Origin of the sequence: Streptomyces sp. NPDC005899, from assembly GCF_040629645.1 — a bacterium.
Classification (GTDB): domain Bacteria; phylum Actinomycetota; class Actinomycetes; order Streptomycetales; family Streptomycetaceae; genus Streptomyces.
The window spans coordinates 1-14,296 of record NZ_JBEXWB010000156.1 but is presented as its reverse complement, the minus strand read 5'-3'; the positions used below and the strand labels follow the sequence as shown (position 1 = coordinate 14,296).

Below are 14,296 nucleotides of genomic sequence, written 5' to 3'. Positions count from 1 at the left end.
CTGAAAATCCCTGGTCAGCAGGGCTGGTGTGACCGTGTTCCGGGGTACTCGTGCTGATCGTGGGCGGGAGTCCATCGAGAAGATCGTCTGCCAGATCCGATGAGCTGCCAGCCCCCGGGCGACGGGCGCGGATAGACCCCGGTGTACGGCCCCGCGAGCGCGAGCGCGCCGGCGGGCACCCTGGTCCGGGGGGTGGAGCGGCGCGGCACCCGCAGGTGCCCGGGCAGCCCCGTGAGGTAGCCGAAGCCGGGCGCGAAGCCGCAGAAGGCCACCCGGAACTCCGTACCCGCGTGGATGCCCGCCACCTCGCCGGCGCCCACGCCCCACGCCCGGCCGACGTCGGCGAGGTCGGGGCCGTCGTACACGACGCGGATCTCGACGGCCTCGCCGGCGCCCCGGACCAGCGGCGGGACGTCCCACGAGGCCAGCTCCCGGGCGAGCAGGGCGGCCCGCCCCCGCCCGGCGCCCGGTCGCCCTTCCGTGCCACCGATCCCGTCCAGGAGCACGGTCCGCGCCCCGGGCACGACGTCCCGCACGTCGGCGAGCGCGCCGTCCGCCCTGCGCCGGAGCAGCTCCGCGTGGAAGGCCTCCGCCTCCTCGCCCGTGGCGAACTCCGCCAGCAGCGCGCCGGGCCCCGCCGGCAGGACCCGGAAGCCGCTCACACGAACGCCCGCACGGTGACCCCGGCCTCTTCGAGCGCCGCCCTGATCCGGCGGGCGAGGGCCGCCGCCCCCGGGGTGTCGCCGTGGACGCACAGCGACCTCGCGGCGACCGGCACCCGGCTGCCGTCGGCGGCGGTCACGTGGTGCCCGACGGCCATGCCGACGCTCCGGCGCACGACGGCGTCCGCGTCGTGCACCACGGCGTCCGGCTCACCGCGCGGGACGAGCGTGCCCCGCGCGGTGTAGGCGCGGTCGGCGAAGGCCTCCTCGACGGCGCTCAGCCCCGCGGCGCGCGCGTGGGCCAGCAGCCGCGACCCGGGCAGCCCGAGGACGGCCGGGCGGCCGCCGGCCAGGAGCACGCCCTCGATGACGGCGGCGGCCTGTTCGTCGTCGTGGACGACACGGTTGTAGAGGGCGCCGTGCGGTTTCACGTAGGAGACCGTGGAACCGGCGGCCTCGGCGAAGACCCGCAGGGCGCCGATCTGGTAGGCGGTCTCGGCGGTGAGTTCGGCGGCGGGCACGTCCATGGAGCGGCGGCCGAAGCCGGCCAGGTCGCGGTAGGAGAACTGCGCCCCGATCCGCACACCGCGGCCGGCCGCCCGGTCGCAGACCCGCCGCATGACGGCAGGGTCTCCGGCGTGGTAGCCGCAGGCCACGTTGGCACTGGTGACGCAGGCCAGTAGCGCCTCGTCGTCGGTGAGGGTCCAGCGCCCGAACCCTTCGCCGAGGTCCGCGTTGAGATCCATCACATGGGCCGTCCGGGCCGGTTCTGTCACGTGGGAACGCTAACCACCGGTCGCCCCACCGACAAGACGGGACGGCCCCGCACGCCTCTAGAGTCACCCCATGACCGACGCGCAGACGCTCCGCACCCGCTGGCAGGACACCCTCGTCGCCGTCCGGGGCACGGCCCCGGGGCCCGACCCGCTGCCGTACGCGGACAACCTCCTGGAGCGCTGGGCCGAACCGCAGCGGCGCTACCACACCACCGCGCACCTCGCGCAGGTGCTGGACCGCGTCGACACCCTGGCCGGGCACGCCGCCGACCCGGACCTGGTGCGTCTCGCCGTCTGGTTCCACGACGCGGTCTACCGGCCGGACCGCTCCGAGAACGAGGAGCGGAGCGCGGCTCTCGCCGAGCGGGCCCTGCCGGAGGCGGGCGTGTCCGGCGCGGCGACGGCCGAGGTGGCCCGGCTGGTCCGGCTGACCGTCACCCACGACCCGGCCGGGGGCGACACCAACGGCGAGGTGCTGTGTGACGCGGATCTGGCGATCCTGGCGTCGGCCCCGAAGGAGTACGCCGCCTACGCCGCCCAGGTCAGGGAGGAGTACGGCTTCGTCCCGGACGACGCGTTCCGGGAGGGCCGGGCCGCCGTCCTGCGGCAGCTGCTCGGGCTGCCCTGCCTCTTCCGCACGCCGTACGGGGCGGCGGAGTGGGAGCCGCGGGCCCGCCAGAACCTGACGACGGAGCTGGAACTGCTCACCCGCTGAGCCGCGCTCCCGGCTCGGCGGGCGCCTCGCCTCCCGCGGCCCCGGCCGGCCGTTCACCGGCGCCCGGGCGGCCCTCCCGCCGGGTGGCACCGGGAATGCGGGACCACGTGGGCCTGTTGACCATGGTCATGCCCGACTCCACCCGCACCGCTGCGCCCGACACCCCCGCCACGGCCTCCGGGCGGCCCAGGATGCCCCTGGCCGTCTACATCCTCGGCCTCTCGGTCTTCGCCCTCGGCACCAGTGAGTTCATGCTGTCCGGGCTGCTGCCACCCATAGCCGACGACATGGACGTGTCGATCCCGCAGGCCGGCCTCCTGATATCCGCCTTCGCCATAGGCATGGTGGTCGGCGCCCCGCTCCTGGCCGTCGCGACGCTGCGGCTGCCCCGCCGGACCACCCTGATCGCGCTCATCTCCGTCTTCGGGCTCGGCCAGGTCGCCGGCGCGCTCGCGCCGACGTACGAGGTGCTCTTCGTCTCCCGGGTGGTGAGCGCGCTGGCGTGCGCCGGGTTCTGGGCCGTCGGCGCGGCGGTCGCCATCGCGATGGTGCCGGTCGGCGCGCGTGCCAGGGCGATGGCCGTCATGATCGGCGGGCTCTCGATCGCCAACGTGCTGGGCGTACCGCTGGGCGCCTTCCTCGGCGAGAGTCTCGGCTGGCGCTCCGCGTTCTGGGCCGTGGGCGCGGCGTCGGCCGTGGCGCTCGTCGGTGTCGTGACCCGGATCCCGCGCATCCCCGTGCCCGAGGAGAGGCCGCGGCTGACGCGCGAGGTCGCCATCTACCGGGACCGCCAGGTGTGGCTGTCCATCGTCGTCACGGCGCTCGCGGCGGGCGGTGTGTTCTGCGCCTTCAGCTACCTCGCGCCGCTGCTCACCGACGTCGCCGGGCTGGGTTCGGGCTGGGTGCCGTGGGTGCTGGCGCTCTTCGGTCTCGGCGCCCTGCTCGGTACGACGGTCGGCGGCCGGGTCGCGGACGCGCACCTGTTCGGGGTGCTGATGAGCGGCATCGGTGCCTCGACGGTCTTCCTGGTGGCGCTGGCGCTCCTCGCCTCCCACCAGGTCGCGGTGGTCCTCCTGGCGTTCCTGCTGGGGTTCTCCGCCTTCTACACGGCCCCGGCGCTCAACGCCCGGATGTTCAACGTGGCCGGGGCGGCGCCCACGCTCGCCGGTGCCACCACGACCGCCGCGTTCAACCTGGGCAACACCACCGGCCCCTGGCTGGGCGGCTCGGTGATCGACGCCGGCCTCGGTTTCCGGGCGACGGCGTGGGCGGGTGCCGCCATGCTGGTGCTGGGGCTGGCGGCCGTGATCGTCTCGCTGCGGCTGGGTGACGGCGGGAAGCCGTCCCGGCGGGTGGCGGGCGCGGGCGCGCCGGTGGACGCGGACGTCGCGGTCACGGGCAAGCCGGCGGGGCGGGCCGCCCCTTCGGCCGCCGCAGCCCCGCGGCCGTGAGCCGGCGGACGATCTCCTTCGACCCGACCTCCCGCGCGCCGGCGCGCACCGCGTCGGCGTAGCGGCTCTCGGGGATGTCGTAGTGGTCGCGCTCGAACGCCTTCGGCGGGCAGCCGATCGACGCGGCGAAGGCGTGCAGCTCCTCGAACGACCGGTCGCTCACGAGGTGCGACCAGAGGCGCCCGTGCCCGGGCCAGGTGGGCGGGTCGATGTAGACGGTCACCGGCCCGGCACCCGGGCGAGCGCTCCGACCGGGGCGACGGACACGGTGGCCTTCGTGCACACCCAGTGCGGGTCGGGTCCGAGCTCCGGCTCGACCTCCAGTGCGTGGGGGCCGTCCTCCGTGCAGACGGGGCACAGCGGCCAGCGGCCGTACCGCTCCAGCAGGGCGTCCTGGACGTCCTGGGCTATCAGGCCGGTGACGAACGCGGCGCCCTCGGGCCACTGCTCGACCCACCACCGGCGGTGGGTCACCGCGTCCTCCACCAGCGAGACGATCTCGGCCTCGGCCACGTCGCCGGCGACGAGGTCGGCGATCACCAGCGCGCGTGCGGTGTGCAGTTCCTGCTCCAGGCCGTTCAACTCCATGCCCCCATTGTCCCCCGGCGGCTCGCTCCCCGGGGCCGGTCTCCGGACCGTCGAGGATGTCACCGACGTACGCGGACGTGCACCGACGTACGCGGGCGTTCGCCGACGTGCGCGGGCGCAGCGGGCATCACGGACGCAGAATCCGGTCATATCGCCTGATGATTTCATCCTTAATCCCCCATAGGCCCCCAGGGTATTGACGGGGTGGCGGAGTGGAAATAACTTTCAGACGTGACCAATGACGTGAAGGAAAGTTTCAGCGCCGATTCCCCGCCCGCGCCCGCCGCCCTGGCCGCGAAGGTGCGGACCCTCGCCCCGTCCATGACCCGCTCCATGCAGCGGGTCGCCGAAGCCGTCGCCGGGGATCCCGCGGGGTGCGCCGCCCTCACCGTCACGGGGCTCGCCGAGCTCACCGGCACCAGCGAGGCCACCGTGGTCCGCACGGCCCGCCTCCTGGGCTACCCCGGCTACCGCGACCTGCGCCTCGCCCTCGCCGGGCTCGCCGCCCACCAGCAGTCGGGGAGGGCGCCCGCCGTCACGGCGGACATCGCCGTCGACGACCCGATCGCCGACGTCGTCACCAAGCTCGCCTACGACGAGCAGCAGACCCTCGCCGACACCGCCTCCGGCCTCGACACCGTCCAGCTCGGCGCCGCGGTCGCGGCCGCGGCCACCGCCCGCCGCATCGACATCTACGGCGTCGGCGCCTCCTCCCTCGTCGGCCAGGACCTGGCGCAGAAGCTGCTGCGCATCGGCCTGATCGCCCACGCCCACACCGACCCGCACCTCGCCGTGACCAACGCCGTGCAGCTCCGCTCCGGCGACGTGGCCATCGCGATCACGCACTCGGGTTCCACGGGTGACGCGATAGAGCCGCTCCGCGTCGCCTTCGACCGCGGGGCCACCACGATCGCGATCACCGGACGGCCGGACGGACCGGTCTCGCAGTACGCCGACCACGTCCTGACGACGTCCACCGCCCGCGAGAGCGAGCTGCGGCCCGCCGCCATGTCGAGCCGTACGAGCCAGCTCCTCGTCGTCGACTGCCTGTTCATAGGCGTCGCACAGCGCACGTACGAAACGGCCGCACCGGCACTGGCCGCCTCCTACGAGGCGCTCGCCCACCGCCACACCCCCCGCAGCCGCTGACCGGCCGATCCGCCCCGCACCCGCACCCGCTGCACCGTACGAGCACGAGAAAGCAGAGCCGCTGTCCATGACCTCCACCACCGACCCCAGCACCGGACCCGGCGCCGAAGCCGCCACGGCCGACGGCTACGGCGAGCTGCGCGCCGAGCTCGCCACCCTCACCACCGAGGCGTTCCGCCCCGAGCTCGCCGAGATCGACCAGCTGCCGACACGCGAGATAGCGCGGATCATGAACGGCGAGGACAGCACCGTCCCCGCCGCCGTGGCCGAGAAGCTCCCGGAGATCGCCGCCGCGATCGACGCCACCGCCGAGCGCATGGCGCGCGGCGGCCGGCTGATCTACGCGGGCGCCGGCACCGCAGGCCGCCTCGGCGTCCTCGACGCCAGCGAGTGCCCGCCCACCTTCAACACCGACCCGTCCGAGGTCATCGGCCTGATCGCGGGTGGACCCTCCGCCATGGTCAAGGCCGTGGAGGGCGCGGAGGACAGCAAGGAGCTGGCCGCCGCGGACCTCGACGCGCTGGGGCTCACGGCCGACGACACGGTGGTCGGCATCTCCGCCTCCGGCCGCACGCCGTACGCCATCGGCGCGGTGGAACACGCCCGCGCCGAGGGGGCGCTCACCCTCGGCCTCTCGTGCAACGCCGGCTCCGCGCTCGCCGCGGCGGCCGAACACGGCCTGGAGATCGTCGTCGGCCCGGAGCTGCTCACCGGCTCCACCCGCCTCAAGGCGGGCACGGCCCAGAAGCTCGTCCTCAACATGCTGTCGACGATCACGATGATCCGGCTCGGCAAGACGTACGGGAACCTCATGGTCGACGTGCGGGCTTCGAACGAGAAGCTGCGCGCCCGCTCCCGCCGGATCGTCTCCCTGGCCACCGGCGCCGGTGACCAGGAGATCGAGGACGCGCTCGCCGCCACCGACGGCGAGGTGAAGAACGCCATCCTCACCATCCTGGGCGGGGTCGACGGCCCCACCGCCGCCACGCTCCTGGCCGACTCGCACGGTCACCTCCGCGCCGCCCTGGCGGCCGTCCGCACCACCTGACGCACCACTCCCCCGCACAGCAAGGCACCACGCACCATGGCTACTGAAGACAAGAACCGCGCCACCGCCGCCGCGATCCTGCCGCTTGTCGGTGGCGCCGCGAACGTCAGCTCGATCGCCCACTGCATGACCAGGCTCCGCCTGGGACTGCACGACCGCTCCCTCGTCGACGACGAGGCCCTGAAGGCGGTCCCCGCCGTGATGGGCGTGGTCGAGGACGACACGTACCAGATCGTGCTCGGCCCGGGCACCGTCGCCCGGGTCACCCCGGAGTTCGAGCGGCTGGTCGAGGAGGACCGCGCCTCGGCGCCCGCTCCCGCAGCCGTCTCGGCGGAGGAGCTGGCGGCCCAGGGCGCCGAGATCAAGGCGCGGCAGAAGGCGAGGAACGCCACCCCGTTCAAGCTGTTCCTGCGCAGGATCGCGAACATCTTCGTGCCCCTGATCCCGGCCCTGATCGGCTGCGGCATCATCGCCGGCCTCAACGGCCTCCTGGTGAACCTCGGCTGGCTCACCACGGTCACACCCGCGCTCGCCGCGATGGCGTCCGGCTTCATGGCACTGATCGCGGTCTTCGTCGGCTACAACACGGCGAAGGAGTTCGGCGGTACGCCCATCCTGGGCGGCGCGGTCGCGGCGATCATCGTCTTCCCCGGCGTGGCCAACATCCACGCCTTCGGCCAGACCCTCGCCCCGGGTCAGGGCGGTGTCCTCGGCGCCCTGGGCGCGGCGGTCCTCGCCGTGTACGTCGAGAAGTGGTGCCGCCGCTGGGTGCCGGAGGCCCTGGACGTCCTGGTCACCCCGACCCTGACGGTCCTCGTCTCCGGCCTCGTCACGATCTTCGGCCTGATGTACGTGGCCGGCGAGGTCTCCTCCGCCATCGGCACGTTCGCCGACTGGCTGCTCTCCACGGGCGGCGCGGGCGCGGGCTTCCTGCTCGGCGGGCTCTTCCTGCCCCTGGTGATGCTGGGTCTGCACCAGGCGCTCATCCCGATCCACACGACGCTGATCGAGCAGCAGGGCTTCACCGTCCTGCTCCCGATCCTCGCCATGGCAGGCGCGGGCCAGGTCGGCGCCGCCGCCGCCGTCTACCTGCGACTCCCCCGTAACGAGTCGATCCGCAGGACCATCAGGTCCGCGCTGCCCGCCGGGCTGCTGGGTGTCGGTGAGCCGCTGATCTACGGGGTCTCGCTGCCCCTGGGCCGTCCGTTCGTCACGGCCTGTGTGGGCGGTGCGTTCGGCGGCGGCTTCGTGGGCCTGTTCAACCAGCTCGGCGACTCGGTGGGTTCCACGGCGATCGGCCCGTCCGGCTGGGCCCTGTTCCCGCTCCTGGACGGCAATCACAGCCTGGGCTCCACGATCGCGGTGTACGCGGGCGGCCTCCTCGTCGGTTACGTCGCGGGCTTCCTGGCGACGTACTTCTTCGGCTTCGGCAAGGACCTGCTCACGGAGTTCAACGTCTCCCAGGAACCCGTCGCGTCGACGGTCGCGGCCTCGGGCAAGGCCACCCCGGGCGGCTCCCCGGCGAAGGAACCCGCCGGAGTCTGAGCAGCTCCACGGCCGGGCGGGCACCGGCCGCGGGGGCGGTGGAAGGTTCCTTCGAACTCGCATGTGTAGCCATTTGTTTGCCGGGCATCAGACGGCTCGGAGGTTGATAACTATGGTTCCCCTGCTTCTCGTTCTTCTGCTCGCCCTGATTCTTTTCGGCGCCGGTTTCGCACTCAAGGCGCTGTGGTGGATCGCAGTAATCGTCCTTGTGGTCTGGCTGATCGGATTCTTCGTCCGCCCGGCCGCCGGCGGCGGCCGTCGTGGCCGGTGGTACCGCTGGTAAAGCATTTCGACATACAGCTTTGAGCAGCACCGATGTGTGTGGCCCGGACTCGGGAAGTCCGGGCCACAGGTGTTTTCCGAGCCTTTTCGAGCACGGCGCATGACTCCCGTAACGGGGGGCAGACGAGCCGTTGTCACCGAATCATCCGTCGGAGAGAGGAGCCGGAAATGAGCGACCACCTGTGGGGTTACCAGCCGACAAGCGGCCACACAACGGGCACCGACCTGACCGGTTACACGGTCGAGGCGACGGACGGAAGCATCGGAAAGGTCGACAAGCATTCCGAGGATGTGGGTTCGGCCTATCTGGTCGTGGACACCGGGGTCTGGATCTTCGGCAAGGAGGTCCTGCTGCCGGCCGGCACGGTCAAGGCCATCGACACCGAGAGCAGGACGATCTTCGTCGACCTGACCAAGGACCAGATCAAGGACTCCCCGGAGTTCGACAAGCAGAAGCACGCGGGCGACCCGGCCTACCACGCCGAGCTCGGCGGCTACTACGACAATTACCGCCCCTAGAGCCTGACGCACACGAGCAGAGGCGGGGCCGGCTCCGATCGCGGGGCGGGCCCCGCCGTCGTGCGCATGACGCCCCGGCCGTGCCCCGCATCCGGCGCGCGGGGCGCACCGACCACCGTGCGGGGCCGCCGGAGGACCGCACGGCCACTCAGGACGGCAGCCGCCCCTCACGGTTGATCTCCCTCACCCGCGCCCGCAGCACGACCCCCGGCGAAGCGGGCCGGACCGCCTCCGGCGGGCAGTCCCACTCCGCGCCACCACCGGGCGGGCGCAGCTGCACGCACGGCCCGACCCGGCCCATGACCCGGCCCACCCTGCCGTCCCGCCCGTCGACCACGAAGGTGCCGGGCTCCGGCGTACACGGCTCCAGCCCTTCAACTGTCATGAGCGGCCTTCGCCTCGAGCTGGGCACTCAGCCGCAGCGCCGTCTCGATCGTGCACCGGCCGAGGTCCACCAGCGGCGTCGGCTCGTTGCTCGCGCAGGAGACCGGGTCGATCCTCAGCGACGGCAGCTTCACACCGACCCCCGCGAGGCCGGCCCGCAGCCGCTCCACCGCGTCCTCCGCCGCCCGCACTCTGCCCGCTGCTTCTTTGCGCTGTTCCGTAGCCGTCATCATGATCTTCCCCATTTCCACGCTGAGTAGTGGCTATGCCTACACAGCGTGGCCAATTCCTCGCTACGGTGGAAGAGGTCCCGTTCCAACACCAGCACGTGTGCCCCAGGGAGTCGCCTTGCCCGGACCCAGGAAGCTCGACCCCTCGTCCTCCCCCCGCGCCCTCCTCGGCGCCGAACTCCGCCACCGCAGGGAGGCGGGCGGCCTCTCCCAGGAGGAGCTGGGGGCGCCGCTGTTCGTCAGCGGGTCCTTCATCGGGCAGCTGGAGGCCGGCACACGGCGCATGCAGGTGGACCAGGCCCAGAAGCTGGACGAGGTACTGGGCGCCGACGGCTTCTTCGTACGGAACTGCGCGGCGCTCAAGAAGTCCAAGTACCCGGACCACTTCGCGGAGGCGGCGGAGGCGGAGCGGGAGGCGACAGCCATCAGGGAGTACGCGCCTCTGCTGATCCCGGGCCTCTTGCAGACCGAGTCGTACGCCCGAGCCGTGTTCCGGGCGTACCAGCCGACCGCCACCGAGGACGTCATCGACGAACTGGTGGCGGCACGCCTGGATCGGGGCCAGCTGCTGACTGATCCAACAACCCCCCTGGTTTGGGCGGTGCTCGACGAAGCGGTGCTGCGCCGCCACAAAGGCGGCCGGGCCGTGATGGCTGAGGCCCTCCGCCACATTGCGGCGCTCGTTCATCGTCACCGCGTGATCGCGCAGGTCCTGCCGTTCTCGGCCGGAGCGCACATGGCTCTCGAAGGACCCCTGAAACTCATGTCCTTCGCCGGTGCTCCACCTCTCGCGTACCTGCAAGGCCTGGGTACAGGACAGTTGCAGGACGACCCAGCTACGGTCAGGAAGTACGAACTGACTTACGATCTCGTCGTGGCCGACGCCTTGTCACCACAAGCGTCACTGGCCCTGATCGAATCGGTGGCGGAGGATTACGACCATGAAGATCAGCAGCCCTGACCACGCCCTCTCCCCAGCGATCTGGCGCAAGTCGTCCTACAGCGGCGGCAGCGGCGGTGACTGCCTGGAGGTCGCCGACGGCCTCCCCCACGTCGTCCCCGTCCGCGACTCCAAGCTGATCGACGGCCCGGCGCTCGCGTTCCGGACCGGCGCCTGGGCCGCCTTCATCGCCGGCCTCAAGCGCCCCTGACGCCTGCCCGACACCGCACGAACAGCGACTTTCGTCGTCCGCCGTCGCGACCAAGGGGGACAGCGGTGCGCCGACGGCGGCCCCTACCGTGGGCGTGTGACTCGTCTGGATCCCATGGCCCTCAGCAGCCCCTCCCCCTCCCGGGCATCGGCCGTGAGGACGCGCCTGGCGTCCTGGGCGGCCGTGCCGGGGCGGGCCCTCCTCGCCCCCGGGATGTGGCCGACCCGGCGCATCGTGGGCGAATCGTTTCTGAGCCTGGTCCTCATGCTGCTGGTCGTGAGTACCGGCCTTCTGGACGACGACAGCACGGCCCTGGCGGTCGGCGTCGCCCTGGTGGCCGGGCTGCTGTCGCTCCTGCGCCGGGGTCTGCCGGCCTCCGTGTTGCTGGCGGCTGCGGCCGGGTCCGCGCCGTTCGGCGGCTTCGCACCGCTCCTCGCCGTCGTCGCCTGGTCGGCGGGGCGGCGGATCGGTGCCCGGGGCAGAGCGGCCGGTGTGTTCTCCCTCGCCTATGCCCTCGCCCTCGGCCTCACCGCCGTGTGGGAGCCGCACGCCTCCGTGTCGCTGCTGGCCATCGCCGGAATGTTCCTGCTGGTCGCGCTCGTCGTGCCGGGCCTCGCGGGGCGCTACTGGTCGCAGCGCCGGACGCTGGCCGACACCCTTCACGAGTACAACGCCCAACTGCTGCGTGAAAGGGCGATGATCGCCGGACAGGCGAGGATGCTGGAGCGTCAGCGCATCGCGCAGGACATGCACGACAGCCTTGGTCACCAACTGGCCCTGATCGCGGTGCACACCGGTGCGCTGGAGGTCGACCGCGAGCTCACCGGGCAGCAGCGCGAGGCCGTGGGTGTGCTGCGCGAGGCGTCGGTGGCCGCGATGCACGAACTCCGCGACGTGGTGGGCGTACTGCGGGACGGCGCGGACACCCCGCGTGCCGGGGGTGAACCGCGGGCCGCCGGGGCGGTGGGCGAGGGCCCCGGGGGCCCGTCACGCGGGGTCGCGGGCATCGACAGCCTGGTCGAGACGTCCCGGAGGGCGGGCGCGGACGTGGAGATCCGGCACTCGGGCGAGAAGCGCCCGCTCGCTCCGGCCGCCGACCACGCGGCGTACCGCGTGGTCCAGGAAGGGCTGACGAACGCGCACAAGCACGCGCCGGGTGCCCCGATCACCATCGGGTTGCGGTACGAGCCGGACTCGCTGGTCGTCGAGGTCGCCAGCGGCCCGGTGACGGCGGAGGCGCGCGGCGGTGTGGCGAGCGGCGGCCAGGGGCTGACCGGCCTGGAGGAGAGGGCCCGGCTCGTCGGAGGCATGGTGCACGCGGGTCCCACGGCGGACGGCGGCTTCCGGCTGGCCGGCGTCCTGCCGTACACGTCGTCGGCCGACCGGGTACCGAGCGCCCCGCCCGGCGACGCGGTGGCGACGTCCACCGCTGTGCCGGACGGCCTCCGGGGGCGGAGCCGGACGGCCGCCACGGGTGGGGGTGACACGCTCGCGGTCGTCGCCTGGAACGGGCTCCCGAAAGAGCTGGCGAGGGCGGTGAACAGGAGCAGGCCGGGCAACGGCATAGCCATCGGGTGCGGAGTGGTGGCGCTGATCGCCGTCGTACTCGTGATCGCGGTGGTCGTCGCGGGGGCGTTTCTCGTACGCGAGGCGGACAAGGCGATGATCGACCCCACGGAGTATGACGCCGTGAGGATCGGTCAGTCCGAGAAGTCCGTGCGCGACACGCTCCCCGCAGGTGACTCCTTCCTCAACACGGGCCCGGGCGACGGCGCGCCACCGGAGCCCGCGGGTTCCACGTGCCTCACGCTGCTCTCCACGGAGGTCGGGAGCGGCTGGGACGCGGAACCGGTCTTCCGGTTCTGCTTCAAGGGCGGCGAGCTGATCGAGAAGAAGTCCTTCGAGAGGACGTGAGCCGTCGCGGGACGGGTGTGGACGGTGCCACGCGGCCCGGCCCCGGCGGCCCGGACGATCGGGGATGATGGCCGGGTGCCCGAGGAGATGACCGTCCAGGACCGCTCAGGAGAGTCGTGATCAGGGTTCTTGTGACGGACGACGAGCCGCTCATCCGGGCGGGCATCAGGATGATCCTCTCCTCGGCCGACGACATCGATGTCGTCGCGGAGGCGGCGAACGGCCGGGAAGCGGTCGAGTGCGCCCGCGCCCAGCGGATCGACGTGGCGCTGCTCGACATACAGATGCCGGTCATGGACGGGCTGACGGCCCTCGCCGAGCTGCGCCGGGCCGCTCCCCAGGTGCACGTGCTGATACTGACGACGTTCGGGGAACGGCACAACGTGCTCCGCGCCCTGACCGAAGGCAGCGCGGGCTTCCTGCTGAAGGACTCGGCCCCCGCCGAACTCATGCGGGCCGTGCGGGCGGCGGCTGCCGGGGAGGCGTACCTGTCGCCGGGTGCCACCCGGCACGTCGTGGACTCGTTCGCCACCGGCGGGGCCGCGCAGCGCGCGGAGAGTGCCCGCCGCCGGCTGGAGGCGCTGACCGCCCGCGAACGGGACGTCCTGGCCCTGCTGGGCGAAGGACTGTCCAACGCGGACGCGGGTCAGCGCATCCACATGAGCGAGGCCACGGTCAAGACGTACGTGAGCCGCATCCTCACCAAGCTGGGATGCGAGAACCGGGTGCAGGCGGCCCTGCTGGCACGGGACGCCGGCCTGGGGGCGTGAGCGGCAGGTTACCCGGCCCGCCCTCGACCGCCCAGCCACGACGACTTCCTCCCTCGGCCGGCTTCGCGGCGGAGACCATCAGTTCGGGGACCCGGGCCGCTCGCGTTGACCCCGGGGCTCAAGCCCTGGACTCCGAGCGCTCTTTCCAGGGAAGGGCAGGTGGGCCTCCTCCCACCCACCCACCCTCCCGACCTGCGTTGTTGACCGTTTGTGACCGAGTTGCCACACACCGTCGCGACGCTCTAGCGTGCGTCCGGAAACAGAACGACCCCCGCTGGTGCGCGAACACCTGGCAGGGGTCTGACCACTCGATCGAAAGAGCGATCCGATGGCTGCCGACCAGTTTAGTGCTGCCCCCTCGTCTCCGTACCTGCCACCGCACCCGATGGCCAACCCCGGTTACGGCAAGCGTTCCGCGCCGGACCAGCGCCCGCGCGGTGAGCGCGACTTCTCCCACCTGCCGCCCCGGGAGGCCGCCGTCGCCGCGTACGTGGACCGGCTGCCGGACGGCTCCGACATCTCCGTCAAGACGCTCGCCAAATGGCTCCCGTACGGCCAGTGCGCCCTGCGGACCGCACTCAACAGGCTCCAGGCGGCCGGACATCTGCGCCGGGGCAGCGAGTGCGTCGCCACCGGGGAGGTGCTGCTCTGGGTCACCCGGACGTTCTTCTCCCGTACCGCACGCGACGACGACTGGTGGGCGGCGTTCGTCCGGGGCGACGTCCCGCGGGAGACGCGGCGACGGCCCACCCGCTCACGCGCGTTCGTCCTGCTGGCGGCCCTCGGGCGTACGGCCCCCGCGCTCAGCCTCTCGGCGGCGGAGTGCGCGAGCCTGGAGCCGCAGGTCGCCGAGTGGTTCGAGCGGGGCGCGACGGAGACGGAACTGCTGCACGCCCTGACCGGCGGGCTTCCCGTGCCGGTCCATCACGCGGCCTCGCTGGTCCGCAGGCGCCTTGCCGACAAGCTGCCCCCGCACCGGCCCGCACCGGAGCGGCGGCGGGCCCTCCTCACCCTGGAATGCGGCACGTTGGAGATGTTGACCGCGAGCGCACCCCCCCTGCCGATGTGGCCCAGGTACAGCGCGAGCGGCAGGGCGAGGGCGCAGGCGGCCG

18 protein-coding genes are annotated in these 14,296 nt (G+C 72.7%); 12 read left to right on the top strand and 6 right to left on the bottom strand.

The features are described 5' to 3' along the window. Positions 1–14: 14 nt before the first annotated feature. Positions 15–662, bottom strand: coding sequence for a carboxyltransferase domain-containing protein (locus ABZ371_RS18560; protein WP_358680506.1), 648 nt, complete (start codon positions 660–662; stop codon positions 15–17). Then, complete coding sequence (locus ABZ371_RS18555) at positions 659–1,408, bottom strand: 5-oxoprolinase subunit PxpA (protein ID WP_358680516.1); 750 nt, start codon at positions 1,406–1,408, stop codon at positions 659–661. Before ABZ371_RS18555 ends, ABZ371_RS18560 begins: the two co-directional genes overlap by 4 nt. A 100-nt stretch (positions 1,409–1,508) precedes the next feature. On the opposite strand from ABZ371_RS18555, the gene ABZ371_RS18550 reads away from it, so the two are divergent. Then, entirely contained in the window at positions 1,509–2,153 is a 645-nt protein-coding gene (locus ABZ371_RS18550) for a hypothetical protein (RefSeq protein WP_358680503.1), read from the top strand. Positions 2,154–2,344: 191 nt separating this feature from the next. Continuing rightward, positions 2,345–3,604, top strand: a complete 1,260-nt coding sequence (locus ABZ371_RS18545; protein WP_358680513.1) for a Cmx/CmrA family chloramphenicol efflux MFS transporter — start codon at positions 2,345–2,347, stop codon at positions 3,602–3,604. Here ABZ371_RS18545 and ABZ371_RS18540 read toward each other — a convergent pair. Both ABZ371_RS18540 and ABZ371_RS18535 read right to left on the bottom strand, forming a co-directional pair. Next, complete coding sequence (locus tag ABZ371_RS18540; protein ID WP_358680500.1) at positions 3,546–3,827, bottom strand: DUF4031 domain-containing protein; 282 nt, start codon at positions 3,825–3,827, stop codon at positions 3,546–3,548. The two genes, ABZ371_RS18545 and ABZ371_RS18540, sit on opposite strands and share 59 nt — an antisense overlap. Further along, positions 3,824–4,192: a hypothetical protein gene (locus tag ABZ371_RS18535; RefSeq protein WP_358680498.1), complete on the bottom strand. Its 369-nt coding sequence runs from the start codon at positions 4,190–4,192 to the stop codon at positions 3,824–3,826. Before ABZ371_RS18535 ends, ABZ371_RS18540 begins: the two co-directional genes overlap by 4 nt. A gap of 231 nt (positions 4,193–4,423) precedes the next feature. Between ABZ371_RS18535 and ABZ371_RS18530 the strand changes: the two genes are divergently transcribed. The 5 genes from ABZ371_RS18530 to ABZ371_RS18510 all read left to right on the top strand — a co-directional run bounded on the left by ABZ371_RS18530 (position 4,424) and on the right by ABZ371_RS18510 (position 8,735). Continuing rightward, complete coding sequence (locus tag ABZ371_RS18530; RefSeq protein ID WP_358680495.1) at positions 4,424–5,341, top strand: MurR/RpiR family transcriptional regulator; 918 nt, start codon at positions 4,424–4,426, stop codon at positions 5,339–5,341. 67 nt (positions 5,342–5,408) lie between these two features. Beyond that, a complete protein-coding gene (gene murQ / locus ABZ371_RS18525; protein ID WP_358680492.1) occupies positions 5,409–6,389 on the top strand; it encodes an N-acetylmuramic acid 6-phosphate etherase in 981 nt (326 codons plus the stop codon). A 36-nt stretch (positions 6,390–6,425) separates the two neighbouring features. Continuing rightward, positions 6,426–7,934 carry a PTS transporter subunit EIIC gene (locus ABZ371_RS18520; RefSeq protein WP_358680489.1) on the top strand — a complete coding sequence of 503 codons (1,509 nt, stop codon included), beginning with the start codon at positions 6,426–6,428 and terminating at the stop codon, positions 7,932–7,934. A gap of 112 nt (positions 7,935–8,046) precedes the next feature. Beyond that, positions 8,047–8,217: a hydrophobic protein gene (locus ABZ371_RS18515; protein WP_358680486.1), complete on the top strand. Its 171-nt coding sequence runs from the start codon at positions 8,047–8,049 to the stop codon at positions 8,215–8,217. 167 nt (positions 8,218–8,384) lie between these two features. Then, on the top strand, positions 8,385–8,735 hold the full coding sequence (locus ABZ371_RS18510) for a PRC-barrel domain-containing protein (RefSeq protein WP_358680483.1): 351 nt from the start codon (positions 8,385–8,387) through the stop codon (positions 8,733–8,735). A 148-nt stretch (positions 8,736–8,883) separates the two neighbouring features. Here the strand turns inward: ABZ371_RS18510 and ABZ371_RS18505 are convergent, their stop codons facing one another. Further along, positions 8,884–9,120: a hypothetical protein gene (locus ABZ371_RS18505; RefSeq protein WP_358680480.1), complete on the bottom strand. Its 237-nt coding sequence runs from the start codon at positions 9,118–9,120 to the stop codon at positions 8,884–8,886. Then, the gene (locus tag ABZ371_RS18500) at positions 9,110–9,349 is read right to left on the bottom strand and encodes a hypothetical protein (protein WP_358680510.1); all 240 of its coding nucleotides are present in this window, start codon (positions 9,347–9,349) and stop codon (positions 9,110–9,112) included. Before ABZ371_RS18500 ends, ABZ371_RS18505 begins: the two co-directional genes overlap by 11 nt. A 118-nt stretch (positions 9,350–9,467) precedes the next feature. Here ABZ371_RS18500 and ABZ371_RS18495 point away from each other — a divergent pair, with 118 nt between their 5' ends. The 5 genes from ABZ371_RS18495 to ABZ371_RS18475 all read left to right on the top strand — a co-directional run. Then, positions 9,468–10,310 (top strand): helix-turn-helix transcriptional regulator, encoded by an 843-nt coding sequence (locus ABZ371_RS18495; RefSeq protein WP_358680477.1) that lies wholly within the window; start codon positions 9,468–9,470, stop codon positions 10,308–10,310. Next, a complete protein-coding gene (locus ABZ371_RS18490) occupies positions 10,291–10,500 on the top strand; it encodes a DUF397 domain-containing protein (RefSeq protein WP_358680474.1) in 210 nt (69 codons plus the stop codon). Before ABZ371_RS18495 ends, ABZ371_RS18490 begins: the two co-directional genes overlap by 20 nt. A 213-nt stretch (positions 10,501–10,713) precedes the next feature. Beyond that, positions 10,714–12,414 carry a histidine kinase gene (locus ABZ371_RS18485; protein ID WP_358680508.1) on the top strand — a complete coding sequence of 567 codons (1,701 nt, stop codon included), beginning with the start codon at positions 10,714–10,716 and terminating at the stop codon, positions 12,412–12,414. Positions 12,415–12,530: 116 nt separating this feature from the next. After that, the gene (locus ABZ371_RS18480; protein WP_358680472.1) at positions 12,531–13,184 is read left to right on the top strand and encodes a response regulator transcription factor; all 654 of its coding nucleotides are present in this window, start codon (positions 12,531–12,533) and stop codon (positions 13,182–13,184) included. A 328-nt stretch (positions 13,185–13,512) separates the two neighbouring features. Then, positions 13,513–14,296 (top strand): hypothetical protein (locus tag ABZ371_RS18475; RefSeq protein WP_358680470.1); only part of this gene is annotated, 784 nt, incomplete at its 3' end.